Here is a 25,233-nt window from a genome sequence, read left to right as displayed (position 1 = left end):
TTATCCTGTAATATCAATATGCGATCCAAGATCAGGATCTTTGTACACGTTCTGTTCAGGATTTACTTCTTTTTTACTTTTTTTACTGTCCTGTTTATCAGAACTTTCTGAGTTCCCCTGGGCATTATCGTCTTTCAATTTATCTGGACCATCAGATGTTTCTGAAGTTTGGTTGACTGAATTATCTTTTTGTTGATGTTTCTTTATCTCTTCCTTATTCTGTATTTCTTGACTAGCAACAACACTGTTTCGGGCATCAGCCTGTTCTTTACCTACCTGATTCATTTTTATAAAAAGAGTTTGTAGATCTATAGGATGTATAGGCATTATCACCCCCTACTAATGTCGTCCTCAATTTCCTCGTATGCTGCAGTTCTAATAATTCCACCTTCATTGATAAATGTGACAGAACCAAACTCAGTTGTTACTTCATACTCGGCGTCTTTTATTAAAACTTTTACACCAGGAAAAACCTGGGAAGAGGAAGATATCTTCCCTACAAATTCCAAGTTAGATAGATATTCTTGTTTTTGCTGAATTTTACTGGTAAGAGTTTCATGTTCTCTTCCTTTTATTTCTTTATCCTGTAAAAGGTCCCTCAAAAAGTTTTCTTTTGTTTCGTCTAATGTCTGCTTTGAACGCTTTTGATTAATTAAACCTTGTAGATTTAACTCAATTTCATTTATCTTGGCATCAAGGATTTGTTCCTGTTCTAAAAGCTCTTCCAATTCTTCCTTAGCTTTTGGATCATAACCTACCTCTATAATAGTTTCTGCAGAGCCCGGAGCACCAAGAACAGAAGCATTGACTTCTTCAGCAGCTCTTAAATGACCGCCTACAATCTTGGCCCTTTTCCCCTGACAAAGTATCTTTTTATTGGCATCTACTTTTGAGTGCATAATACCATCACTTACTACGATAAAGTGACCAGCATCTACAGTAGCGTTTTGAATAAACTTAGACCAAACAGACTGACCAGCAACGACTTTGCTATCTTCACCACCAGTAATTCCTTGGTGGACAATGATATCACCTTCCGTTTTCAAATCAGCTTTGCCAACAGTTCCATTAACTTCTATGTTTCCTGCAGCCTCTATAGCATACCCATCTTCAACATTACCTTTTACAATAACAGTACCAAGACTCTTTATATTACCCGTAGCCACACCAACGTCGCCAGTGATAATTCTAACAGTCTCAACAGTTATTTTTCCATTTAATAACAATACTTGACCGTTCGTATCGGCAGTAACGATAGTACCATCTATAGATAAATTGACATTATTTCCTAAAGGAATTGGATAGTCAGTTCCATCTCTTGCCGGTATCGCTTTACCTGTGACTGTCTTGCCCGGTTTTCCTTTCTCAGCTAAGGTCTTTCTTGCTAAAATCTGACCTTTTACCACATTTTGAACTAGATTTAGATTTTTGAAATCAACCTTTCCATTTTTTTCCTTGGGAGTGATCTTTGTTGGATCAGTTTGGAAAGTATAGGTTATTTTGGCATCTTTACCATGTACAGGCTTATCCCCTTCGGCTATAAGATAATTCTCATTATATATGGGCTGCTTCTCAAAATTTTTTATAGCTTGTTCTTTTGCTCCATAAACGATGCCATTATTTCTTAACATGGCTCTTATGTCCCGTTCTGAAAGGTCGGCCCCTCCAGGGCCAGGTGAAGTTACCTTAATAAAGGCCTGTTGTTCATCTATACTGATATCTACAGTCATAATGGCATCTGCAGCAGGATTATGAATAAATTCACCTATTTTAACCCATTCACCAGTTGATAATGTAACAACCTTCTTAAGCAATTCCTTATCAATTTCTCTTATTGCTTTTTCACCAATAAGCTTTTGTGCATCTTTTTCTTTTGCAGGTTTACCTTTACCAATGGGTGGTTCACTCATCAAAAAAGCACCATTATAGGCTAATCTCAAATAGACTCTTCCATCTTGATCAACAACTTCTTCTTTCTTATCATATTCATAATCAAGATGTTCAAAATCAGCTATAACCTGATCTTCATCAGTAGTAATATCTAAAACTGGATATACTAGCAGACTCCATAACTTCTTAGGAAATCCAGGAAATCCCTTCCTACCCTTCTGTAATACTTCATATTCTAATTTACGTAGAGGAACCCCCAATTCAATAGAGGCTTGTCGTAAAGAGTCATCCAGCGTTTCACCTGTAACATGAACACTCTTATTTTCTCGATCTCTTTCAACCTGATTTCTCATGAAATCTTTAATCTGTTGAAGGTTGATCATGGACATTAGAATATACCTTTTTTGATATTAGTCAATTTGGATCTTAACCTCATTATGGCTTTTGTATGTAACTGGCTTACCCTGGACTCAGTGACTTCCAAAACCTTACCTATTTCTTTTAGAGTGAGATCCTCATAATAATATAGGACTAAAACTTTTTTTTCTTTTTCTGGAAGAGATTGAATGGCTTCAACAATAACTCTTTTTATTTCGTCTTTTTCTACAATAGTATCAGGATTAAGGCTTGTAGGAGATTCAATACTATCAACGATAGATACTTTATCATTCTCTTCGCCTGTATACCAAACATCATTTAAAGATAATATACTTGTCCCTGAGATCTTTAACAAAACCTTCTGAAAATCATTTACAGATATTCCCATCTTATTAGCTATTTCTGCATCAGAGGCAGAACGACCTAGACTGGCTTCCAAATGCTGTACAGTATCTTCCAATTCTCTAGTCTTTTGTCGAACTGAACGAGGAACCCAGTCAATCGACCGTAACTCATCAAAAATAGCACCTCTTATCCTGGTTACAGCGTATGTTTTGAATTTAACATGTTTCTCAGGATCAAATTTATCTATAGCGTCAAATAATCCAAATACTCCATAGCCTACTAAATCATCGAATTCGACATTATGAGGCATTCCTACAGAAACTTTTCCAGCGACATATCTCACCAAAGGAGCATACTGTTTTATGAAAGTATCACGAATACTAGGATCACGTGAGTCTTTATATTGTTTCCAAAGTTCTTCTTCAGTATATTGTTCCAGCAGATTCTCCATGGCTACTATCCCTCTAATCCTTCTTCATAATAGTCTGAACCGCTTTCGCGATCTCTTGAGGTGAACTTTGCATTCCTGCTACATCTACCTCTGCACTCTCATACTGTGAGCTTGAATCTGATATACTAGATTCAGAGGCCTCACTCCCCTCTTCAACGAAAGTCCCTTCTGCAAAGTCAGCAGAAAAAGAATCCATATCCGGTAAATTATCAACATCACCTAGATTTTGACTGGAAATTCTATCCATATCTTTTGCTGGTGCCGGCCCGTCTTCATCAATAGCTTCTATAACTTCAACAGCCTCTTCATTGTCATCCTCAGCGACTGGGGCAAACCCATTATCTTCTGGCAAAACAATATTAACTCTTGATTCATTATTGAAGTCATCATTATCTATATCAGGAACATCAGAAGAATTTCCTAGTTCTGGTAAAAATCTGGAAAGAATGAAAGATGTACCAAATGAAAAACCACCCATAAGAATTCCAGAAAAAAGAGACCTCCAAAGAACAGTTATTAAACTTACTTTTGAGATCATTCCTAATAAGATGGCAAAAACTAAAGAAATCCCACCAATAATGGAAGGAATTTTCCAATTTGGCATACTTTATCTACTGTCCCCCCACAGATAAGATTAAGTCAAATTGACACAACCGTCAAGTTAAGCTCTTTTCCCTAAAAGTCTATTTAAAAATTTGGATATCCCCTTACCTTCTCGATATTCAACCTTTTCTAATCGACTTACTAGATTATGCATACAGAAACTAGCCTTTGCCTTAGGATCTCTAATGATAAATGGCTTTTGTTCTAAAACAGAAGAAGATACAATAGGATCTTCATATACATATCCTAGATAATCTACCTTTAAATTTAAAAATTGTCCTGCTATATTAATGACCCTTTCGGCTACTTTTTTTCCTTCAGTCACGCTTCCTACGCGATTAACAATTAGCTTTAATCCCAGGTCATTACCATCAAGCTCTGTACTAATTATTTTTATTATACCATAGGCATCTGTAATTGCTGTAGGTTCGGGAGTCGTTATTATTAAAACATCATCTGCAGCTTTAATGAAATCTAGTACATTACTTGAGACACCAGCAGAGGTGTCAATAATAACAATATCAGCCCAATTGAGTTCAGACATTTCAGAAATGAACCCCATTCGTTCCTCTTCATTTAAATTTGCGATCTTACTAAAACCACTGGCTCCTGCTACAATCTTTATGCCATATCCTGTATCAACAATAATTTCAGACATTCTTTTTTTCTGTTTTATCATGTGATAAAGATTAAATTTGGGAATAATACCTAATACAACATTAACGTTAGCAAGTCCTAAATCGGCATCTAATACAACAACTTTTTTACCTAATTGAGAATAAGCTAATGCCAAATTTATCGCCAGATTTGTTTTTCCGACGCCTCCTTTACCACTAGCCACTGCGATAATTCTTGTCTTATTAGATTTATAATTATCGCCATTTGTATTTGGACCACGATCCTTCATCATTTCACGAAGTTTTTCTGCCTGATCTGCCATTATTCACTCCAATTTTCACTTAAGGTACTAATATATTCATTATGAGCAATAATATCTTGAAATCCGTCAATAGTATCTATAAGTATATCAACACTAGCCTGATTTATGTCTTGTGGTACTCTTTGCCCGTTGGTAATGAAAGAAAGTGATTTATCTTTTTCCCATAGTATACTTATAATATTACCTAAATTTGATGTCTCATCTATTTTTGTAAGAACTACCGAGTGATAATTAAAAGGATCAAATTGTCTTAGGATTTCAATGATATCCTTGTTTTTTGTTGTTGCACTAATGGCTAAATGAGTTTCTGAAGAAGGACCACAAGCGTCTAACAGATCCTTCATTTCTGCCAAATTAGTTGCTATCTTAGGACTTTTACCAATAGTGTCTATTAAAATCAGATCATATTCTGCACTCAAAGCCATAGTCTTACGAAGATCTGTAAAACTTTCTACACAACTAGTAGGAATCCCCATTATTTCACCATATGTTTCTATCTGTTGCTTTGCAGCTATCCGGTAGTTATCTATGGTAATAATACGTACTTTACTTTGGGTGTTATTGTCTCCACCCAAACTATGATGAGCCGCAAGTTTAGCAATAGTCGTTGTTTTACCAACGCCTGTAGGACCGACTAAAACAAAGGTTGATCCTTTTCTACTGGGCTTAAAGTTCCATAATTTAATAGATTCTTTTATCCAATTTAAAACTTTGGTTTTAACAGTTCGAATACTATCTAATTCTTCAAAACTACACTCTTTCTTTAATCGTTCTAAAATGTAGTTTGTATAATTTTCAGTAAAATCATTTCGTTGAAGAATCTTCTTTATTTCTAATAAAACAGGATGTGATTTATCATTTTCGCTACTATTTTGACCAATACTTGCTTTCAAGGACTGGACTTCTTTTAAAACAGTACTTAATGCGTCTTCATCCTTTTTTAATTGTTCTTCATTTTTCTTTGAATTAGCTACTTCTATGATTTTTTTCTTTTCTGCATCGAGCTTATCTTTCTGTTTTTTTATAATACTATCTTCCGCAAGATATCCAGAGACTTCGATACCTTCTTTTCTGCCAAATAACCAAAAACCGCCAAGCATTACAGTCCGATGACTCATAATACGAGCACGTTCCCCATACTTGAGTCGAACTTTACTTAATACTTCTTGGTATGATGGTCCTTGCTCTGTAAAAAACTGCATTATCCATTACCTTCCAATTTGATCTCTCCGAGAGATTCAACTCTAATGTCTTGGGCTATTTCGGGTACAGACAATACAACCAATTCGGGAAACTCCCTCACTGTAGCATTGTGAACCAAAGGTCTAGCGGCCTCACTGCACAATATAATGGGATAATAACCTTGATTCTGCATATTAGGCAATGTATTCACTACAGCATTAATAAACTGTCGATGAATGTTAGGGTCCAAAGCAGGAACAGGACCACTAGTAGTGTCCATTTTTGATTCTATGATTTGATGTTCTAGTTGAGGATCTAGAGTAATAACATGCATTACCTTGTTATCATTAACATAGCTTAAGCATATTTGTCTAGAAAGGGCTTGTCTGACTTTTTCTATCAAAAAGCTATTATCTTTTGTGACGGCAGCAAAGTCACCCAAAGTTTCCAGTATGACAACAATATTACGAATAGATACCTGCTCACTTAATAATCCTTGTAATACCTTTTGGATTTCACCAGTAGAAAAGGATTTTGTAATCTCTTCTACAACTGCAGAATAGTCTCTTTTTAATGTATCTAGTATACTTTGGACTTCCTGTCTTCCTAATAATTCTGAAGCATGCTTCTTTATAATTTCAGTGAGATGTGTAGCAATAATAGAAGGGGCATCAACCACAGTAAAACCTAACCTCTCAGCCCTATCACGATTAGCTTCTGTTATCCACAATGCGGGTAAACCAAATGTGGGATCCTGTGTTATTTCTCCTTCCAGATCAGTGTCCTCACCCGTTGGATTGATTGCCAAAAACTGCCCAGGCCTTATTGCCCCACCACCAACTTCAACACCTTTAATTTTTATACAATATTCAGCAGGTTCTAAACGCATATTATCTATAATTCGTATTCTGGGGACCACCAAACCTAAATCCAAAGCAGCTTCCCTTCTTATCCTAGTTATCCTATCTAGAAGTTCTGCACCATGATCACTATCCACTAATGGTATTAGTCCATATCCAAGCTCAAGGCTGATAGGATCTGTTGGGACAACTGGAGACATTTCCGTGTCATCCTTCTTTTTAGCCTTTTCTTCATTTTCCTGGGCACTTCGCTCTTTTTCTTCACTCTTCATTTCTTTCAATGACAAGCGGTAAGCCAATACTCCCATTGCTACACTCATTAGTATTAGTACTGCCTTTGGAAAATTAGGAAGTAAGGCAAGAATAATAAGAAAGACAGAAGCGATCCAGTAAATCTTAGATTGAGCTGTAAACTGCTGAGACACATCACTACCAAAAGTTCCATCTGATATAGCCCTTGTAACTATTAATCCTGTAGCTGTAGACACTAATAATGCAGGAAACTGACTAATCAAACCATCACCTATTGTTAAGGTGATATAAGTATTCAACGCAAGATCTAAACTCTCACCTCTGATAGTCATTCCCATAACAATACCGGCAATGATATTAATAACCGTAATAAATAAACCGACCTTTACATTACCTGATACGAACTTTGTGGCACCATCCATGGCTCCGTAGAAACCGACTTCCATTTGAAGTTCATCTTTTTTAAGAGTAGCCTCTTCTTCCGTAATAGCCCCTGAACCTAATGCACCGTCTATCGACATTTGTTTACCAGGGAGTGCATCAAGAGTAAAACGGGCAGCTACTTCAGCAACTCGAGTAGCACCTTTAGTTATAACAATAAACTGAACCGCTATAATAATTATAAATATGAGGATACCAATTACCAAACCTTGAGTACCTTCAGCCCCAACAACAAAACTGGCAAAGGCTCTAATCAATTGACCATCAAAATCAGATCCTTTACTCAAAATAAGTCTCGTTGAGGAGACATTTAAAGCTAAACCGAACACAGTGGTTATCAACAACATTGTTGGGAAAACTGAAAAATCAAGGGCCCTTTTTGAAAACAAAACCATTAAAATTATTAATAATGATAAAACAAGATTAAAAGCCATGAGTATGTCAAGGATCACACCGGGAAGAGGTATTAACATCATGGCAATAACAACAATTACTCCGGAAGCTACAAAAATATCCGAATGATTACGACCGATATTTCTCGTCATCATACTAGTAAAATCACTCATCTATCACGTCCTTCTATGGTCATGCGCTTCTTCCATTAAGTCTGTATATTTCTGCAAGGATACGTGATACGATTTCCCAGTATTCTTCCGGGACAACATCTCCTATTTCAACACTTCCATACATAGCGCGAGCTAAGGGTTTATTTTCAACAATAGGGACACCATTTTCCTGAGCTATCGCTCTAATCCGAAGAGCAACATTGTCTTGTCCCTTCCCGGTAACCATAGGTGCAGTCATACTCAAACTGTCATATTTTAAGGCTATTGCAAAATGTGTTGGGTTTGTTATGATTACATCCGCTTGAGGGATAGCCTCCATCATATTTTGGCTTACGATTTCTCTATAACGTTCTCTTAGGCGACTTCTGATCAGAGGATCTCCTTCGCTTTGTTTACGTTCTTCTTTTACTTCCTGTTTACTCATTTTTAGGGATTCTTTATGTTGCCATCGCTGAAAAAGATAATCAGGTATTGCCAGCACGAGTAAAAGAATTGAGACCTCAATTATAATACTGAACCCCAGTTTTACGATAAAAAGGGTAGAATCTGTAAGAGGCAGAGCAATAAGTGTTGCTAGTCTGGATATATTCGGTCTTATATTTAAATAAGATATACTAACGACAAGTATTACTTTAAATATTGATTTACCCAGATTAAACCATGCCTCTGAGGAAGCAAAGGATTTTTGGATAAATCTCGGAAAATTAGGAACTATTTTTTTAAAATCAGGAGTAATTGTTTTAGTAGTAAAGAGAAAACCTATCTGAAGTATATTGGACAGAAAGGCTGCCAAGAATGCAATAGTTAAGATAGGCCACATTATTTTAAAATAAAATGAGAAAAAAGCCACTGCTGTTATACCACTATTAATGACATCTAAATTCATAATGTCAGAATAATAATATCTCATCATCGAAAGAATTTGGCGAATAATATGAGGAGATAATAGAGCTATCAAGACAAGAGGAAATATCATAACAAGAGCAGAAGTTAATTCTGTTGACTTGGCAACCTTTCCCTCTTCTCTAGCTTTCTGGATTTTCTGTTCTGTAGGATCTTCTGTTCGTCCTTCATCTTCCGCAGCAAACCATTGTAGATGAATACGATATGTTGATTGATTGCTAATCTGATACAGATCTAGATATGAGGTCATGTAGATACACTCCCAATTCCAGATATTAATTGTTCTATAATGTAAAACCCTTCATCAACAACAGCACTGAAACCATCAATCAGATAAGGCATTGTTAATATCATCATAACAAAACCTATAGTTATTGATATGGGGAATCCAATCATTAATAAATTCATTTGAGGTGCAGCCTTCGCCATCAACCCTGTCGTTATGGTTACAAGAAGAAGGGTTCCCAGAATCGGTATACTCAAAATTAAACCTTTTGAAAAAAGTCCAGATAAACCTTTAATTAATATATCAGATAAGGTTGTGGTCTGAATTAAAAGATCTGACGCCTTAAAAACTCTAAAAGTACTATAGATACCATACAAAAATAGACGTTGAAAGCCATCAATGGAAATGAAGACAAACATAGCCATCATGTTCATAAGTTGACCTAATAAAGGTATTTCAATTTGGGCTAAAGGATCAAATACTTGAGAAGCACCAAAACCCATCTGAACACTAAAAAATTGTCCAGCCATCTGAAAACTGGAATAAACCAGAACGATTATAAATCCTAAAAGGATACCCGTTAGGATCTCTCCTAAAAGCAACAAGGCAAAACCCAAACCTTGATCAGGAATCACATAGTTCAGTTCTCTTACCATAGGAAGGATAGCAACCACAGTAAATCCTCCTAATCCAACCCTGGCCATGGCAGGAAGAGAAGAGGATGATGTCAAAGGTGCTGTTTGTAGGAAAGCAAAAACTCGAGCAAAAATTATAAAAAATAACGGGGCACTTCCCAAAATATCCCTGAGCAATCTGGACTTACCTTATCATATCAGGAATTCTTTGAAATAAAGCTATAGTATAGTTTCTTAAACTACCAAATATCCAAGGCCCAAAAAAGATAAGAGCTCCAAGAATAGCAGCTATTTTGGGAACAAAAGTTAATGTTTGATCTTGTATGCTTGTAGTTGCCTGAAAAATAGAGATTATCAAACCAACAAGTACTCCAATAATAAGAACGGGAGCTGATAGTATTAATACTTGTAAGATCCCGGATCTCATTATATTGACAGCAAATCCTAAACTCATAATTACTCCTTAATGAAAACTTTGTACTAACTGATTTGTTAAAAGGCCCCAACCATCGACAAGAACAAACAGTATTAATTTAAAAGGCATAGATATCATAACAGGAGGCAACATAATCATTCCCATAGACATTAAAGTAGAGGCAACGACCATATCTACTACAATAAAGGGAATAAACAATAGAATACCTATCTTAAAAGCAATAGTTAACTCATTTAAAACATAGGCAGGTATTAATACCCAGGTTGGTACTTCAGATAGATTTTGAGGTTTTGGTAAATCGGACAGACGCATAAATAACTGAATACTTTCTGGATTTTCTTGCATCTGACGGTACATAAATATTCTCAAAGGTTTTTCAGTCTCGTTATATAATTCTTCAAAACCTATAGAACCTTCAGAAAAAGGCTTAAAACCTTGCTCATATATCTGGTTAAATTCTGGCCACATTATAAAGAGAGTCAAGAATAAGGCGATACCCATTAAAACTTGTGTTGGAGGTACCGTTTGAAGAGACAGAGCTCTTCTTATAAAATCGAATACAATGGCTATACGTAAAAAACATGTCATCAACAGAAGTATGGAAGGAGCTAATGTTATGACTGACAATAATAGCAATATCTGTAAAGACAATGCTACTTCCTGATTATTTTGGGGATCACGTAAAGATAAATCAATGAAAGGAATATTCAAACCATCTGTATTCTGAATTACCTGCTCTTGAGCAAAAAGAGATTGACCAACAACAATGAATACCAGCACTAAGAATAAAATTCTAGTTTTGTTCATTGTCTATACCTTCATCATCGCCTAAACGTTTTAATCTATCTCTTTGTAATTTAATAAATTCTGCAGAAGTTTTTGCACTGCTTTCTGGACTAGATTCTTCGCCTTTCTTTGTGAGTATATTGTTTATCAATGTCTGAAAACTTACATTCTTGCTATCTATACGTGAAGCTTCTAATTTAAACTGATCTTTTGTCTCTTGATCTTCTATTTCTTTTATCAGTGATATAGAATTATCAGTAACCCCAATTAGCAAGATGGAATTACCAACTTGAATAACTTGTAAATGCTTATTATTACCGATTGTTTTCGTAGAAATTGCTTTTATCAATTCTGAATTATAAGATACTCTACCGGAAAACTTTTTCATGAAATAGTAGATAATATAGATCAACCCAATGACTAAAGCTAAAACAAAAATCATTCTTATATAATCAGAAGCAGTGATCATATCATTGTCTAATGCTATATCTTCCTGCTCGTCTGTTTGAGATGTTGAGTCTGTATCAATAATTTTTAATTGTGTCTCGTCTGTAACTGACGAAGTATCTTGCCCCCACAAAAAACTTCCCACAGCCACAAAAAGCACAATTTGTAGCAACTTTTTCAGTATAACCCTCCCTTATACTGTTCTTATACTAGTTTACATGGAATCGGACATCTTTTCCACCTGATTTACGATTTCAGTTACACGAACACCAAAATTTTCATCAATTACGACAACTTCACCCTTGGCAATCAATTTGTGATTGACCAATATATCAACAGGCTCACCTGCCAGTTTATCCAAAGCTATAATTGTCCCTTCTCCCATTCCTAATATATCTTTAATAAGACGTCTTGCTCTTCCTAATTCTACAGTAACTTCCATGAAGACGTCCATTAGTAATCCGATATTACCCTGATCCCCTTGGAAGCCATTTGGAGTCAACGTTGGAAATTGTACTCCCTGTACATTTGTATTGTTATTCCCATTCCCATACATTCCCATGTTTCCTCCCATCATCTGATTAGGATTCATCTGCATTTGGGGCATTTGATTTTGCCCCATATTATTCATATTATTAAATCCCATCTGATTTTGTCCTCCATTAAAGGAGGCTTGATCTTGAGGCTTTGCTACTAATGAATTTATTATTTCAGCATCAAATATCTCAAACATAGTTAAGGATTCACTATCAATATTTACTTTGTATTTAGCTAAAACAAAATCACCCTCTGGCAGACGAAGCATCGCCTTTGGTATTTTTTTACCTTCTGGCGGTGCTGGACTTATATTTTTCCCTGTTTGCGTTGAAAAAGTTGTCACGGCACTTCCAGTTAATAAACTTGCAGCTTCACCTACAGCAGCAATGGCTGCATCATTTAACTCTAAATTATCCTGGCCAACCATGGGACCGGCAATCTTTAAGGCATCTTCACCAGAAAAAATATAGGAATGGTCACCATTAATACCATCTGTATAGTCAACTTTAATTTCTATTACTTCATCTGCAATCTCTTTCTGCAGATCTTCTTTCTTAACTTGCTTTATTTCCGGTGGGTCAATTGAAACGTTTTGGCCAGACATCATACTTGATAAATTATTAGCTTGAGATCCTACTAAGGGTGTTAAAAGCCCACTAAAAGAACTTAGATCAAATGATATTTTATTGCTTGCGCCACTAGGATCGGGTGCATTTTCAGAACCACCTGTTAATAGAGCGTCTATTTCATCTTGTGATAGAGTTAAATCACTCATTATTCTTCTCCTTCTGTTGCCAATTCTTCAAAATCAAGGACTTCAACATCCTCTAGTTTCTTTGTTATTTGAACAGCAACTTTATTTCCAACGATTCCTGGACGACAGTGGAACTTAGTACGATCTCCAATATTTAACATTAGAGGATCGTTAATATTTGTATTTGGTAATCGAATTACATCACCAGGTTGTAAGCTTATTACATCACGCATGTTTAAGTTCATCCTTCCAATCTCTGCAACTAAAGCGACACTAATGGTAGATAAACTATCCCGTAATATGTTTAGATTTTCTGTTGTTGCCCCACGCCTTACACTTGAATACCAGTACTGTGCTGACAGCTTACTGATAATAGGTTCAATAGTTAGGTAGGGAATACAAAAATTCATCATCCCCTCTACTTCTCCTAATTTTGTCTCTAAAGTTACTAGGACAACCATTTCAGTAGGAGGTACAATCTGAGCAAATTGAGGGTTTACCTCTATTTGACCTAAACGAGGTCTTAAATCTATTACTTGACTCCAGGCTTCTCTCATATTCCCTAAGATTCTGACAATAATCCCTTCCATTACTGATTGTTCTATCTCTGTAAGGTCACGACTTATTTTTGAACCTTCACCGGGGCCGCCAAATAAACGATCTAAAATGGAAAAGGTAACAGCAGGATCTATCTCCAGAATGGCTGAACCTTTTAGAGGATCCATATTGATCACGGCTAACGTAGTCGGATTGGGAATAGAACGAATGAACTCTTCATATGTTAACTGATCAACAGAAGCAACATGAACATTAACAAGCGAACGTAATTGAGCAGATAAAGAAGTGGTAGTTAAGCGGGCAAAAGCCTCATGCATACTACTTACAGTTCTTATTTGTTCTTTAGAAAACTTATCTGGACGTTTGAAATCATAAATCTTTATCTTTTTCTGATCAGTTTGATGATGTATTTCTTCATTCTCATAGTCACCAGATGAGATAGCAGTTAATAATTGATCAATTTCATCTTGAGATAAAACCTCGGTCATGTTCTTAGTCTACCCCTTAGAACTCATAAATATTATAATCAGGGAAAATGACATCTTTTATTTCACCATTAATCAATGTCCTATTAATCATTTCCTTAATATCCATCTTTATACTACTTTCAAAAGTAGATTGTAATTCATCAACAGTCTTAGAAGAAAAATAACTACGTATCATATCCTTAAAAAGTGGAGCCCTATCCAACATTTCTGTTACTAATTGAGGATTATCTTTATCATAGCCCAACAACACAGTAACAACTACGGATTGGGGTGGATTATCTGCAGTCCTTGCTCTAACTTCCCCAATACTATCAGAATAAGCCAGAATAGGTGGTTTTCCTTCATATTCTGGAGATACGACAGGAAAACTTTGACTCTGTGTTCCTCTGTTAAGAATTCCCATTGTTATTACAACAACTGTAACAATAAATATTATAGCACCTATAGCACCAGCTACTATCTTTAATACTAGTAGAACAAACTCAGGAATGGGTCCCCCGCGAGGCTTTTCACTTTCACCTCCAAAGGCATCACCCCCATCACCAACCATGCTTTCGGCCAAATCATCATCATCAGGCATTTTGTAGCTCCCTATAGACAAATTCTATCAAATAAATTCACAAATGGCAAATACCTACTAAAGATGTCCATCTGTGAGGATAATAACATCCACACGCCTATTATAGGCCTGACCTTCAGGTGTCGTTTCATCAGCCATTGGCTCTGTATCTGCAAGTCCTGAAACTTGGAACTGTTGTTCATTAACACCAAAGTCCACCAGATAGTGGAGAACATTCGTTGCTCTAGCAGTGGACAATTCCCAATTGCTATAATAAGGACTGTTGGCATCTGTAGGAGAAGAATCGGTATGTCCTTCAATTCTAAACTTTCTATCAGATAAATCAGGGGTTGTAAGCAATGAACTTAGACGTTGAAGAACTGAGCGAGCTTCCTCAATATCAACTTCAGCGGATGCGGGCTTAAAAAAACTATCAGCGGCTAAAGAAATGACTAAGCCTCTCTCATCTTCAGTCACACGAACTTTCTTCGTCTTTATTTCTGGCTGAAAAGTACTCAAAGCTGCTTTTTTAGCTTTATCTAAAGCCCTACCTCTTTGCATGGCAGGAAGACTCATTATAGTGTTTCCCAACTCAGCAGCAGCTCCAGCTTGTAATGTTCTACCACCTTGATAAGAACCAAGACCGCTAAAAGCAGCCAAAATCATTCTCAATTCATAATAATCGATATCATCTATACTGAACATTGTTACAAAAAACGTTAAAAGTAATGTTACCATGTCCCCATAGGTAACCATCCAGTCTGGAGCTCCTGCAGGAGGACACTTTTTACATTTTAAGCCATCGTCCATATTAACCTTCTCCTATTTCAGCCTGAACACTGGCTCTATCAGCAGGAGCTAAGAAGGTAAATAATTTTTGCTCGAGAATACGAGGATTATCTCCGGATTGAATGGAAAGGATTCCCTCTATCATTATCTCTTTTACATTCATTTCCATTGAATGCCTATCTTCTAACTTGGTTTTGAGTGGAATTAAAATAAGATTCGCCACAATTGAACCATAGAATGTAGTTAATAGGGCAACGGCCATACCTGATCCAATGGCAGATTTGTCTTCCAAGTTTTGCATCATTGCAACTAATCCTGCCAGGGTTCCGATCATACCAAAAGCAGGAGCAAAAGCTCCCCATTTATCAACTAAGTCAATACCAATCTGGTGGCGAGCTTCTATTTGATTCATATCATTATATAGAATTTTTTTTATGACATCCGGGTCTGTACCATCAACAACTAAACGCATACCACTTTTCATAAATTCATCTTCAACATCATCAAGTCTATCATCTAAAGACAATAGACCTTCTTTTCTTGCACTCTCTGAAAATGATACGAGTTCTTGAATTATTTTCTCTTTTTCGTAGACTGGTACCTTCAATGTATGATTTAGATACTTCATCATGCCCAGTACTCTATTTAAGGGGTTCGCAACCAAAAGAGCACAAAATGATCCACCAAAAACCATGAATATAGAAGGAATATCCACATATGTTCCTAACTTTCCTCCTGATGTCACAATAGACATCAAGATCATGACCAATCCTAATACAATTCCTAATATAGTGGATATATCCATATGAATCACTCCTCGTTCTTAAAAGCCCCAATACGTTTTCTATATTCTACAATTTTATTAAATACCGTTTCATACTCTTCTTTTATAACTAGATGCTTTCCACTTAACATAACTAATGTTGTATCTGGATTAGCTGTTATATACTCAATCTGATGGGGATTAACATAGAAAACTCTCCCACTAAGTTTAGTGACTTCTATCATTTACCCCACTCTATCTCTTTAAGGTTAGTAATTCCTGAAGCATTTGGTCTGATGTGGTAATAGTTTTACTATTTGCTTGAAAACCTCTTTGAGTCACTATCATGTCTGTAAATTGCTCTGCTAGATCTACATTACTCATTTCAAGTGCTCCGGCAATAAATTTTCCTTTTCCAGCTATACCACTTGGCCCAATATTAGCTTCACCAGAGTTATTTGATTCTACAAAAGTAGATTCTCCAGCTTTTTCTAGACCACCAGGATTAGTAAAACTTGCTAGTGCTACTTGGCCCATCACCCTATTAGTACCATTTGAATAAACACCTGTAATAATACCACTTTGATCAATCTTAAAGTTTTCAAGATATCCCATGGGATAACCATTTTGTTTATATGCTTTTGTAGAACTTGTCTCAGCAAATTGGGTAACAGTATTAGTATATGATCCTATTTCCCCTAAGGTTAAATTAAAGGTTTGACGCTCTACGGCTCCAGTACCATCAGGTGTAGAATCTAGAACATCAAAACTAACAGGAATCTGAATTGTTCCCTGATTTAATGCATCACCTTGTCCGTCTGATACATTAGTCAAAGCGCCTAGATTATCAAAGTCAACGATAAAGGTGTTCCCATCATTTCCATTTCCACCAATATCTAAAGTAGGATTTGTAGATATCTCAGAATCAGGATCAATAACAACTGTTGCTTGCCACTGATTATTAACCCCATTGACTTTAGTAAAGTTAATGGTCATTCTGTGTTCATTTCCAAAGCCATCATAGATCTTTTTATCTAGAGTCCAGGTTCCTTCTTGAATATCAGCAGCAGTTGCCCCTTCAGGTATTTCAGGAGTCCTCTTATCTAAATTACAAGCCAGATTCACCTCTGAAGTAGCTGCAGCGGGATCCTTGCTTCCTACAGGTATAACAAGATCTTCCACATCTCTCGATGTATTTAGAAAACTTTGTCCATCAATATCTTCTACCATCCAGCCTTGAACTCTCATTCCATTTGCTGGATTCACTAATAATCCATTTTCATCTATTCCAAATGCACCAGCTCTTGAATAATAGCTCTTATCACCATTTTTTAGAATAAACAAACCGTTTCCTTGAATAGCTAAGTCTGTATTAACACCAGTAGACTGTAAACTTCCTTGAGAATGGATAGTATCTATAGTGGCAATAGTCATACCTAACCCTACTTGCTGAGGATTAACCCCTCCCACTTCTTCCGTAGGTCTAGCAGCACCACTTAAGGTTTGAGAAATCATATCCTGAAAGTTTACTCGTCCTTTTTTAAAACCGGTGGTATTTACATTTGCTATATTGTTACCAATGACATCCATTCTGGTTTGATGATTCTGTAGACCGGATACACCAGCATAAAGTGATCGCATCATAATGAAGACTCCTCATTCATCACAGTTGTGATATTGCTAAAATCGTAATATTTACTTCCAATTCTTATTTGTGGATAATCTCCTGTGGTAACAGCAGATACTTGACCAGAAATAATACCGTCACCATCCTGGACATCAACAGTCTTACCAATCAAGTTCATGGCTTGAGCTGAGTTCATAACAGAGGATAGTTTTGAAAAGCCCTGACTTATATTCGTCATTTGTTCTAATGTTGAAAATTGCGCCATTTGAGCTATAAACTCTTTATCTTCCATTGGTTGTGTTGGATCTTGATTTGTAAGTTGGGAGATAAGAATCTTAAGAAAATCATCCTTATCCAAAGTTTGATCAACTTGTTTACCAAGACTTTTATTGAAGCTATCTACCTGAGCTTTATTTATCGAAGCCTCAGGTCCATTCATTGTAAAGTTAGTATTCATTTTATTTCCTATGCCATCAAATTAATAAGAGATTCCCCTATCTCTCGTCCGCTTTTTAATGTCTCAGGAACAGAATTGCCAATATCAGTGATATGAAGTTTGTTTAATTTTCTTGAACTTCTATCTTCCTGGGGCTGATATTGCTTTTGCCCTTGACCGCCAACTTCTACATCTATAGAAGTTTGATAACCAGCAGAATTAAAACTTCTATTCAAACTGCTCATGTTATCTTCAAACACTTGTTTCACAATATTATTTTCGACAAATATTTTGCCAACTATATTTTTTTCATGCATATCTATTTGAATTCTTACTCGTCCCAAAGATTCGGGCTTCAGAATTAGCTTTATTTCCCCGGCATTGCCATCTTTTAATACAAACTTGGCTTGATCTACAATTTGGTTATTTGTGCTTTTATCTAAACGATCTTTAAGTACTGTTGCAAATTGTTTGCTACTTGAAACCTCTATTTTTTTTCCACTTCCTTCTACAGATATTTCATTACCATCAACTAAGTCATTGTGTAATTCGATTTCAATGTCATGAGCTTCTTCCTGTTGTGACGAACTTGAAATGTTTTTAGGGGTTTGTATATGTGGTTTAGAAAATTTAGTTGAATGAGACTTATCTGTAGATACTTTTATGTTCTTGGAACTTTCTACGCTCCTCTTATCTTGAACAACTAACTTTACTTTTTTTGAAACCTTACGATACCCCCCATACTTGGTAAGTAAAGCTTCTTTTTTATTTTTGACATCCCTTTCATTTTTATTTAATAAAAATGATTTTGTATTCATTTCTATGTTACTTGTTTTTTCAGCTTCCCCATTTGCACTTTTCTTATCCTGTTTTGAGAATGTATCTTCTGGTAAAAATATTTTAATAAGCTTAGTTGATTCTTCCTCTAAGGTTTTGCTATTTTCCTTTTCTTTTTTCTTACCAGTGTCATTTAAGAGTTCAGTCTTAATAGATTGTTTTTTTTCTTTTTTATTCTTTTGAGTAAGTAAAGAAACTTTTTCTTTGTCACCTTTTAGGTCTCTCTTAGTAAGTTTTGTCACAGAGAGTTTTTCAGAAGCTTTAAGAAGCTTAGCCTTAAAGCCTTTATGTTCCTTAGAGGGTGATTTAGTATTCTTTGATTGTACAAGAGAATTTTCTTTATTTTTCTGGTTAGGCTCAGTTTTAGTCGTTTTGACTAAAAGATCACTCATGCATACCTCCGGTATATATCTAACTACCGGGTCTCTTAGCCATTTTCCTCATAATTTCAGCGGCCCGGTCAGAAGGCATTAGAGATAACCAATAAGAAACTAAGGAAGAAGTTCCTTCTTCTTGTGCTATTTCTTCTGTAGTCCTAAGATGATCAATAATAGATTGATCATCCATTCTTAAAAGAATAGCAACTGACTCTGCCGGTGGCATACCAGTTAGTTTCCTAGCATTCTCTCTTATGTTCTCTTTCTTATCATCGTACAATCTTACTCTTTCATTAAACGAATTTTCTCTATCTTCTTGAGCTTTTTGTTTTTCCGTTAATTCATCAGAGATTTGCTTGAGCTCCAGCTCGTGACTATCTAAATCAGCCTCTCTAAGGTCTAATTCTTCTTCCTGTAATTTGATTGCGTCCTGGAGTTTTGATAAGCGGTCCCTATCTAGTAAGTAAGGATCAGAGGAGTTATTTATTGGTGATGCACTTTTTACGCCTACAAGTTCAAGTAAAGGGGAAAATTCTTCTCTTGTATCAATTACTCCAAGATAGTCAAACCATATTAGACCTATAATTGACATAAGAAATATCAATAACATGAATACCAATATTCGTGGCAACAAATTGATTTTTCCATATTGTGCCATGATTTAAGACTCCTTTTTATATGTCCCTGTACGGGTCGTAACAAGGTCATCAATTTGTTTTTCTTCATATTTGAGCCAATCTTTTTTATATATTTCAATTTCTTTTTCCTGTAAATTCAACAGGGTTTTACAGGCCTTTCTCGATTCAATATATTCCTTATTCAAAATAACTTTTTGCTCTTCAAGCTTGGCCAACTGTAGTAGGTGATGTTCAATATCAAGCTGTATTTTCTGATCATATAAATCGATGTTTCTTCTGTAATTAATATCACTTTTATCTGAGACGATATTTAGAGTATTTTTTTTCTTTATAACTGCCAAATGTTCAAGACCTTCCCGAATCTTGTTAATTTCAGAATTGATTTGAACCAGACGCGACTTACACTCTTCTTCCTCATAAGTTCGTAGTTGCAATACTTGCTCAAATCTAAACTTAAATTTTTTCATTATCACTTACCACCCATTTAGATTTATCCTCATCGGTAAGAGGAATATCAGCTATAGATGCCGCTTCACTTAATGTTTGATACATTACAATTTTTTCATACACATCTTGACGAAGAAAATCATTGATCAGGGTGTTCTTTTCTATAGCTTTATCAACACTAGGATTTGATCCTTTTGTGTATGCTCCAATGGATATCAAATCTTCATTTTTTTCATACAAAGCTAAATTTTGACGTAACACCCCAAATATATTTTGAATATTTTTGCTTGTAATCTTAGATTGTAACCGACTTACAGAGTTCATAACATCAATAGCGGGATAGTGATATTCACTAGCAAGCTTTCTACTTAGAACAATATGACCATCCAAAATTCCCCTAACCGTATCCGCAATGGGTTCATCCATGTCATCCCCATCTACAAGTATAGTATAAAAACCTGTTATAGTTCCTTTATCATTGGTACCACAACGTTCAAGTAACTTTGGTAAGGTTGAGAAGACACTTGGAGTATACCCTCTGGTAGCAGGCGGTTCTCCAATGGCTAAACCTATTTCTCTTTGAGCCCTGGCAAAACGAGTTACAGAATCAAACAATAACATAACATCATTACCTTGATCCCGGAAGTATTCTGCAATAGCTGTTGCAGTATAGGCTCCTCTTAACCTTGCTAATGGTGGGGTATCTGAAGAACTCACAATGATAATTGAACGTTCTAACCCTTCCTCTCCCAAATCATTTTCAATAAACTCACGAACTTCACGTCCTCTTTCACCGATTAAGGCAATGACATTTATATCTGCTTTTGTATTCCGAGCAATCATCCCTAACAAAGTTGATTTACCTACACCAGAACCTGCAAATATCCCCATTCGTTGCCCTTTGCCAATAGGAAGAAAGCCGTCGATGGATCGTATTCCTGTAACCATTTGTTCTTTTATTGATTTACGATTGAGCATATCAGGAGGAGAAGCAATGGAGGGATATTTTATTTGGGAGCCAACATCCCCTAGTCCATCAATTGGTTGTCCTAGAGGATTAAGGACTCTTCCCAGTAATTTATCGGAGACATAAATATTTAACGATTCACCCATGGCAGTCACTTCACAACCAATTTCTAAACCATCCATTTCACTGTAGGTCATTAGTTGGACTGTTTCCGCATTAAACCCTACAACTTCCGCCCAAACAGAACCAGCTCCTTTAGGTACATCAATCTGACATAATTCCCCAACTACAGCTTGAGGTCCCTTTGACTCAATCATTAGTCCTTGTACTTTTGTTACACGGCCTTTGAATTTAATCGAATCCATCTTTTCTATAACTGATTCATATTTTGAAAACATCTCAAAAGAAGTTTGAGTGCTCACCTCACCCCTCCGTTCGAGATTTAATTGGCATTAGCTCAATTATTTTTTCTTCAATTTCATTTAATTGACTTGAGATCCTTGCATCAATTTGACCGAAATCAGTTTCTATGATGCAACCACCCTTCTCTACGGTAGTATCTTCCATTACACTAATGGCCGATATATTCTCTATTTGAGATATAAAATCCTGTATATGCTCTGTTGTTATTTTTAAATCCGACATATTAACTCGAACAACAACATTTCCTCTTGTTTTCAATTTACGCAGACCTTGAATAACATTGTTAATAACAACATTCTTTTGGTTTTCAGATATAACCTTTACTACTTTCTTAGCAATCAAAATAACCAAATTGATGATCTGAGTCTCAGCACTCTCTATAACCTCTGTTCGACGTTCAATGAGTTTATTTACAATAACTCTAATACGATTTATTAAACGTTCAACTTCAGCCTGACCTTCAGCATAGCCGATGTCATATCCCTCTTTTTTACCAGTATTGTAAGCTTCTTCTTCGATTTTTTTAACTTTGTCTTTGGCTTCTATTTCTATACGTTCAGCGTTATATTTGGCGTCTTCAATTAATTTACTAGCCTCTACCTCAGCTGCTTCTTTTATTTTCTGAGCTTCTTCATTTTCATTTTTTACTCGATCAAAGGCAACCTGTTCAGCATTTTTTATCATAGATTCAGCTTCCGCTTGAGCTGAGTTAATCATAGCCTGTTTTTCAAGTTCCCATGATTTTTTGTAGTCCTCAGCTTCTTTCCTTAGCTCTTCAACAGTGGGCCCTGTATATTCATCTTCTTCAACTAATTCAACAACTTCTTCAAATGGATTTTCTGGAGGAGCTATTGATACTTTTTGATTTGTCAAATTAGTTATCTCAATGGGCCTAAATACATTCTTAGCCATTTGATCCTCCCCAAATCCTTATCTTACACAAGAACATCCTCTTCTCCACTTCTTGCGATAACGACTTCACCTTGTTCTTCGAGTTTTCTAATAATGGAAACAATCTTCTGTTGGGCTTCTTCCACATCCTTTCGTCTAGTGGGACCCATAAACTCCATATCTTCTTTTAGCAAAGCAGCAGCACGCTTGGACATATTTCTAAAAATCTTATCTTGAACTTCTGCATCAACTGCCTTTAATGCTTTGGCTAATTCATTAGTGTCTACTTCACGAAGAACCTTTTGTATTGCACGGTCATCAAGCATAACAATATCTTCAAAGACAAACATACGCTTTTTGATTTCTTCTGCTAATTCTGGATCGTCTTCTTCCAAACTTTCTATGATTGTTTTTTCCGTTGATCGATCAACAAGATTCAATATCTCAACGATAGACTCAACACCACCTGCTTGTGTGTAATCTTCAGATGACAAGGTCGACAGCTTTTTCTCTAGAACCCTTTCTACTTCACGTAAGATTTCAGGTGTAGTTCTATCCATTGTGGCTATTCTTCTAGCAACATCAGATTGTATCTCATGAGGTAATTGTCCTAGAATTATTGAGGCCTTATTAGGTTCCAAGTAAGCAAGTATTAATGCAATAGTTTGAGGGTGTTCCTGTTGTATAAAGTTTAATAAGTGGGCAGGGTCTGTACGTCTTATAAAGTCAAAAGGTCTAGTTTGTAAACTAGACGTCAATCTATTTATTATATCTACAGCTTTCTGAGAACCTAGTGATTTTTCTAATAATTCTCTCGCATAATCGATACCACCGGAAGTAATAAAATCCTGAGCCATCATTAGTTCTTGAAATTCCATTAACACCATGTCACGTTGCTCAGGGTTGACGGCATCTAATCTGGCTATTTCAAAAGTCAAAGCCTCTATTTCATCTTCCCGTAAATGCTTAAAGATATCCGCTGAAATTTCCGATCCAAGAGTTACAAGAAAAATAGCCGCCTTTTGTCGACCATTGAGATCTTCTTTAACGGATGATTTCTTTCCACCTTTGGCCTGCTTTGCCATATTACTCCTCCGCTAACCAAGATCTTATTAATTGAGCGACATCTTCAGGATGTTCCCTTGCCATATTTATCGCATTCTCTTGCATTTCCAATCGAGCCCTTTCAGCAACTGACATCTCAACATCAACGCCCTCTTCTTCAGCACTTCTAAGTGCAGCTTCCCGCATAGCCTGATGTTGTCTGGATAATTCTTCTTCTCTTAAACGTCTTCTTCTCTCCATTTCTCTAGAGACTAATCTAAATGCTATAAAGGCTATTAAAACTATAGCTATAACTATCATAGCCCCGATAATGGTTCGCTGTAGTTGTTGACGTTTACGATAAGCTTCATCTTCTTTTTCAAATTGACTTGTATGATCAAAGGAAATATGTTGAACCGACACTAAATCACCACGGTCTTGATTGTATCCGATTGCTGGTTCTAATAGAGCCCTCGCAGCTTTAAGATCATTGTCAGAGACAGGTGTATACTCACGTAATAAAGAACCATCACTATCAAGTAATGGACGACCCTTATCATCATATTTGCGTTCCCACTTTCCATCTAAGGCAACACCAATAGTGACCCTTTTAATTGTCCATGGACTTTTTTCTTCCTTACTTTCTTTCTGGTTTACAGCATAGTTCGTCATTTCTGAGTTATCCCTATAACGCCCAACCAAACCTTCTAGATCCTTATACCCAGGAGGAGTTTGACTTTCTTGTCCAGAAGGCCCTTCTGGATTAAAGCCTGTCCCTTCATATTCCTTTACGTTTTTTTGCTCACTTAAGGGAGTAGATTCTATAACTTGAAGTTCACTGTATGGTGTGGAAGGATCATCTGGTTGCATAGTTATTGGAAAATATTCAACAGTATTTTCTGTTTTCTTCCCCATATCTAAATCTATATCCAGGTTTATAATTTGAACGCGATCTGATGTATATATAGTTTGTAATGCTTTCAAAATAGTGTTTTTATATCTATTCTCTAAGTCTTTCTTAACCAATAACTCTCTTTTAGCTTGTTCAATACGATCCATATCTTCCATGCCAGTAAAATCATTTAGCATTACACCTCGTTGATCTGTTATTACAATAGTATCTTCATTTAATCCTTCAACACTAAATTGTATCAGTTTAACGATACCTTCAATTTTCTTACGATTTGTGATAATATCTGAACCTGGTTTTGGTGTTATCTGTACAGAAGCAGTAACGGGATTTTGATCTTCAGCAAAAAGAGCATCGTCTGGAATTACTAAATTAACATTCACACTGTCTATATCATCTAATGCGGAGATATGTTGTTCAAGACTTTTAACAATGGACCGCTGCAAATTAACATTTCTCTCAAAATCAGTTAAAGTCCATCTATCCTGATCAAATAAATCCCAGGGGTCTACATTATCAGGCATCAAATCTTCTCTTATAAGAATAGATTTGGCCCTCCTGGCACTTTCAGGATCTTCAACAAAGATACGGTTATCATCGGTGATAGTGTATGGAATACCTTCTTCATCCAACTTGATACCAATAGAGTCTCTTTTCTGTTGATCAGTTATTGGTATGCCCAAAAGAGGAGTCATACTTGGAGTAGTATTAAAACGTACCAAAAACAAGACTGCACCAAATCCCACAAGAATTACAGCGCCGAGAATGAGTTTTTGAATTAAACTCCATTTAGACCAAAGATTCTTTACTTGATCTAAGACTTTTTTTATCCATTCGTTCATACTTC

At 36.0% G+C, this 25,233-nt stretch carries 27 protein-coding genes; all 27 read right to left on the bottom strand.

The window, feature by feature from the left end:
- Entirely contained in the window at positions 1-327 is a 327-nt protein-coding gene (locus tag K345_RS0115175; protein WP_028974896.1) for a hypothetical protein, read from the bottom strand.
- A 2-nt stretch (positions 328-329) separates the two neighbouring features.
- On the bottom strand, positions 330-2,273 hold the full coding sequence (locus K345_RS0115170; protein WP_028974895.1) for a FapA family protein: 1,944 nt from the start codon (positions 2,271-2,273) through the stop codon (positions 330-332).
- 5 nt (positions 2,274-2,278) lie between these two features.
- A complete protein-coding gene (gene whiG / locus K345_RS0115165) occupies positions 2,279-3,064 on the bottom strand; it encodes an RNA polymerase sigma factor WhiG (RefSeq protein ID WP_028974894.1) in 786 nt (261 codons plus the stop codon).
- Positions 3,065-3,077: 13 nt separating this feature from the next.
- Entirely contained in the window at positions 3,078-3,668 is a 591-nt protein-coding gene (locus K345_RS0115160) for a hypothetical protein (RefSeq protein WP_028974893.1), read from the bottom strand.
- Between the two features lie 57 nt (positions 3,669-3,725).
- Complete coding sequence (locus tag K345_RS0115155) at positions 3,726-4,607, bottom strand: MinD/ParA family protein (protein WP_028974892.1); 882 nt, start codon at positions 4,605-4,607, stop codon at positions 3,726-3,728.
- Entirely contained in the window at positions 4,607-5,809 is a 1,203-nt protein-coding gene (flhF, locus tag K345_RS0115150; RefSeq protein WP_053228362.1) for a flagellar biosynthesis GTPase FlhF, read from the bottom strand. Before flhF ends, K345_RS0115155 begins: the two co-directional genes overlap by 1 nt.
- Complete coding sequence (gene flhA / locus K345_RS0115145; protein ID WP_028974890.1) at positions 5,809-7,908, bottom strand: flagellar biosynthesis protein FlhA; 2,100 nt, start codon at positions 7,906-7,908, stop codon at positions 5,809-5,811. The genes flhF and flhA overlap by 1 nt, the downstream gene beginning before the upstream one ends.
- Before the next feature lie 19 nt (positions 7,909-7,927).
- A complete protein-coding gene (flhB, locus tag K345_RS0115140) occupies positions 7,928-9,061 on the bottom strand; it encodes a flagellar biosynthesis protein FlhB (RefSeq protein ID WP_037572772.1) in 1,134 nt (377 codons plus the stop codon).
- Positions 9,058-9,834 (bottom strand): flagellar biosynthetic protein FliR, encoded by a 777-nt coding sequence (gene fliR, locus K345_RS0115135; RefSeq protein WP_281169332.1) that lies wholly within the window; start codon positions 9,832-9,834, stop codon positions 9,058-9,060. The genes flhB and fliR overlap by 4 nt, the downstream gene beginning before the upstream one ends.
- A 22-nt stretch (positions 9,835-9,856) precedes the next feature.
- The gene (gene fliQ, locus K345_RS0115130) at positions 9,857-10,126 is read right to left on the bottom strand and encodes a flagellar biosynthesis protein FliQ (RefSeq protein WP_028974887.1); all 270 of its coding nucleotides are present in this window, start codon (positions 10,124-10,126) and stop codon (positions 9,857-9,859) included.
- 9 nt (positions 10,127-10,135) lie between these two features.
- On the bottom strand, positions 10,136-10,915 hold the full coding sequence (gene fliP / locus K345_RS0115125) for a flagellar type III secretion system pore protein FliP (RefSeq protein WP_028974886.1): 780 nt from the start codon (positions 10,913-10,915) through the stop codon (positions 10,136-10,138).
- Complete coding sequence (fliO, locus tag K345_RS0115120; RefSeq protein WP_211227902.1) at positions 10,902-11,486, bottom strand: flagellar biosynthetic protein FliO; 585 nt, start codon at positions 11,484-11,486, stop codon at positions 10,902-10,904. Before fliO ends, fliP begins: the two co-directional genes overlap by 14 nt.
- 69 nt (positions 11,487-11,555) lie before the next feature.
- Positions 11,556-12,653, bottom strand: a complete 1,098-nt coding sequence (gene fliY, locus K345_RS0115115) for a flagellar motor switch phosphatase FliY (protein WP_028974884.1) — start codon at positions 12,651-12,653, stop codon at positions 11,556-11,558.
- Positions 12,653-13,678 carry a flagellar motor switch protein FliM gene (fliM, locus tag K345_RS0115110; RefSeq protein WP_028974883.1) on the bottom strand — a complete coding sequence of 342 codons (1,026 nt, stop codon included), beginning with the start codon at positions 13,676-13,678 and terminating at the stop codon, positions 12,653-12,655. Before fliM ends, fliY begins: the two co-directional genes overlap by 1 nt.
- A 16-nt stretch (positions 13,679-13,694) precedes the next feature.
- Positions 13,695-14,258: a flagellar basal body-associated FliL family protein gene (locus tag K345_RS0115105; protein WP_028974882.1), complete on the bottom strand. Its 564-nt coding sequence runs from the start codon at positions 14,256-14,258 to the stop codon at positions 13,695-13,697.
- A 57-nt stretch (positions 14,259-14,315) separates the two neighbouring features.
- Positions 14,316-15,047, bottom strand: coding sequence for a flagellar motor protein MotB (gene motB, locus K345_RS0115100; RefSeq protein ID WP_028974881.1), 732 nt, complete (start codon positions 15,045-15,047; stop codon positions 14,316-14,318).
- Position 15,048: 1 nt separating this feature from the next.
- Positions 15,049-15,831 carry a motility protein A gene (locus tag K345_RS0115095; RefSeq protein ID WP_028974880.1) on the bottom strand — a complete coding sequence of 261 codons (783 nt, stop codon included), beginning with the start codon at positions 15,829-15,831 and terminating at the stop codon, positions 15,049-15,051.
- A gap of 5 nt (positions 15,832-15,836) precedes the next feature.
- Entirely contained in the window at positions 15,837-16,034 is a 198-nt protein-coding gene (locus tag K345_RS0115090; protein ID WP_028974879.1) for a flagellar FlbD family protein, read from the bottom strand.
- Positions 16,035-16,044: 10 nt separating this feature from the next.
- The gene (gene flgE / locus K345_RS0115085) at positions 16,045-17,433 is read right to left on the bottom strand and encodes a flagellar hook protein FlgE (RefSeq protein ID WP_028974878.1); all 1,389 of its coding nucleotides are present in this window, start codon (positions 17,431-17,433) and stop codon (positions 16,045-16,047) included.
- Positions 17,430-17,873 carry a flagellar hook assembly protein FlgD gene (gene flgD / locus K345_RS0115080; RefSeq protein WP_028974877.1) on the bottom strand — a complete coding sequence of 148 codons (444 nt, stop codon included), beginning with the start codon at positions 17,871-17,873 and terminating at the stop codon, positions 17,430-17,432. The genes flgE and flgD overlap by 4 nt, the downstream gene beginning before the upstream one ends.
- 8 nt (positions 17,874-17,881) lie before the next feature.
- A complete protein-coding gene (locus K345_RS0115075) occupies positions 17,882-19,081 on the bottom strand; it encodes a flagellar hook-length control protein FliK (protein ID WP_028974876.1) in 1,200 nt (399 codons plus the stop codon).
- 19 nt (positions 19,082-19,100) lie between these two features.
- On the bottom strand, positions 19,101-19,724 hold the full coding sequence (locus K345_RS0115070; protein WP_028974875.1) for a periplasmic-type flagellar collar protein FlbB: 624 nt from the start codon (positions 19,722-19,724) through the stop codon (positions 19,101-19,103).
- 3 nt (positions 19,725-19,727) lie between these two features.
- On the bottom strand, positions 19,728-20,171 hold the full coding sequence (locus K345_RS0115065; protein ID WP_028974874.1) for a flagellar export protein FliJ: 444 nt from the start codon (positions 20,169-20,171) through the stop codon (positions 19,728-19,730).
- Positions 20,158-21,516 carry a FliI/YscN family ATPase gene (locus K345_RS21315; RefSeq protein WP_037572846.1) on the bottom strand — a complete coding sequence of 453 codons (1,359 nt, stop codon included), beginning with the start codon at positions 21,514-21,516 and terminating at the stop codon, positions 20,158-20,160. The genes K345_RS0115065 and K345_RS21315 overlap by 14 nt, the downstream gene beginning before the upstream one ends.
- A 25-nt stretch (positions 21,517-21,541) precedes the next feature.
- Positions 21,542-22,453: a flagellar assembly protein FliH gene (gene fliH, locus K345_RS0115055; protein WP_028974873.1), complete on the bottom strand. Its 912-nt coding sequence runs from the start codon at positions 22,451-22,453 to the stop codon at positions 21,542-21,544.
- A gap of 23 nt (positions 22,454-22,476) precedes the next feature.
- Positions 22,477-23,517, bottom strand: a complete 1,041-nt coding sequence (gene fliG, locus K345_RS0115050) for a flagellar motor switch protein FliG (RefSeq protein ID WP_028974872.1) — start codon at positions 23,515-23,517, stop codon at positions 22,477-22,479.
- Position 23,518: 1 nt separating this feature from the next.
- Positions 23,519-25,228 carry a flagellar basal-body MS-ring/collar protein FliF gene (fliF, locus tag K345_RS0115045; RefSeq protein ID WP_028974871.1) on the bottom strand — a complete coding sequence of 570 codons (1,710 nt, stop codon included), beginning with the start codon at positions 25,226-25,228 and terminating at the stop codon, positions 23,519-23,521.
- Between the last annotated feature and the right edge of the window lie 5 nt (positions 25,229-25,233).

Source organism: Spirochaeta cellobiosiphila DSM 17781 (genome assembly GCF_000426705.1).
GTDB lineage: Bacteria > Spirochaetota > Spirochaetia > DSM-17781 > DSM-17781 > Spirochaeta_E > Spirochaeta_E cellobiosiphila.
The sequence above is the reverse complement of the archived record's forward strand: the minus strand, read 5'-3'. Positions and strand labels throughout refer to the sequence as shown.

Bases quoted from the DNA above. Each gene is read 5' to 3' on its own strand.
- K345_RS0115175 (WP_028974896.1), bottom strand. From the start codon at position 327: ATGCCTATACATCCTATAGATCTACAAACTCTTTTTATAAAAATGAAT.
- K345_RS0115170 (WP_028974895.1), bottom strand. From the start codon at position 2,273: ATGATCAACCTTCAACAGATTAAAGATTTCATGAGAAATCAGGTTGAA.
- whiG (WP_028974894.1), bottom strand. From the start codon at position 3,064: ATGGAGAATCTGCTGGAACAATATACTGAAGAAGAACTTTGGAAACAA.
- K345_RS0115160 (WP_028974893.1), bottom strand. From the start codon at position 3,668: ATGCCAAATTGGAAAATTCCTTCCATTATTGGTGGGATTTCTTTAGTT.
- K345_RS0115155 (WP_028974892.1), bottom strand. From the start codon at position 4,607: ATGGCAGATCAGGCAGAAAAACTTCGTGAAATGATGAAGGATCGTGGT.
- flhF (WP_053228362.1), bottom strand. From the start codon at position 5,809: ATGCAGTTTTTTACAGAGCAAGGACCATCATACCAAGAAGTATTAAGT.
- flhA (WP_028974890.1), bottom strand. From the start codon at position 7,908: ATGAGTGATTTTACTAGTATGATGACGAGAAATATCGGTCGTAATCAT.
- flhB (WP_037572772.1), bottom strand. From the start codon at position 9,061: ATGACCTCATATCTAGATCTGTATCAGATTAGCAATCAATCAACATAT.
- fliQ (WP_028974887.1), bottom strand. From the start codon at position 10,126: ATGAGTTTAGGATTTGCTGTCAATATAATGAGATCCGGGATCTTACAA.
- fliP (WP_028974886.1), bottom strand. From the start codon at position 10,915: ATGAACAAAACTAGAATTTTATTCTTAGTGCTGGTATTCATTGTTGTT.
- fliY (WP_028974884.1), bottom strand. From the start codon at position 12,653: ATGAGTGATTTAACTCTATCACAAGATGAAATAGACGCTCTATTAACA.
- fliM (WP_028974883.1), bottom strand. From the start codon at position 13,678: ATGACCGAGGTTTTATCTCAAGATGAAATTGATCAATTATTAACTGCT.
- K345_RS0115105 (WP_028974882.1), bottom strand. From the start codon at position 14,258: ATGCCTGATGATGATGATTTGGCCGAAAGCATGGTTGGTGATGGGGGT.
- motB (WP_028974881.1), bottom strand. From the start codon at position 15,047: ATGGACGATGGCTTAAAATGTAAAAAGTGTCCTCCTGCAGGAGCTCCA.
- K345_RS0115095 (WP_028974880.1), bottom strand. From the start codon at position 15,831: ATGGATATATCCACTATATTAGGAATTGTATTAGGATTGGTCATGATC.
- K345_RS0115090 (WP_028974879.1), bottom strand. From the start codon at position 16,034: ATGATAGAAGTCACTAAACTTAGTGGGAGAGTTTTCTATGTTAATCCC.
- flgE (WP_028974878.1), bottom strand. From the start codon at position 17,433: ATGATGCGATCACTTTATGCTGGTGTATCCGGTCTACAGAATCATCAA.
- flgD (WP_028974877.1), bottom strand. From the start codon at position 17,873: ATGAATACTAACTTTACAATGAATGGACCTGAGGCTTCGATAAATAAA.
- K345_RS0115075 (WP_028974876.1), bottom strand. From the start codon at position 19,081: ATGAGTGATCTTTTAGTCAAAACGACTAAAACTGAGCCTAACCAGAAA.
- K345_RS0115070 (WP_028974875.1), bottom strand. From the start codon at position 19,724: ATGGCACAATATGGAAAAATCAATTTGTTGCCACGAATATTGGTATTC.
- K345_RS0115065 (WP_028974874.1), bottom strand. From the start codon at position 20,171: ATGAAAAAATTTAAGTTTAGATTTGAGCAAGTATTGCAACTACGAACT.
- K345_RS21315 (WP_037572846.1), bottom strand. From the start codon at position 21,516: ATGTTTTCAAAATATGAATCAGTTATAGAAAAGATGGATTCGATTAAA.
- fliH (WP_028974873.1), bottom strand. From the start codon at position 22,453: ATGGCTAAGAATGTATTTAGGCCCATTGAGATAACTAATTTGACAAAT.
- fliG (WP_028974872.1), bottom strand. From the start codon at position 23,517: ATGGCAAAGCAGGCCAAAGGTGGAAAGAAATCATCCGTTAAAGAAGAT.
- fliF (WP_028974871.1), bottom strand. From the start codon at position 25,228: ATGAACGAATGGATAAAAAAAGTCTTAGATCAAGTAAAGAATCTTTGG.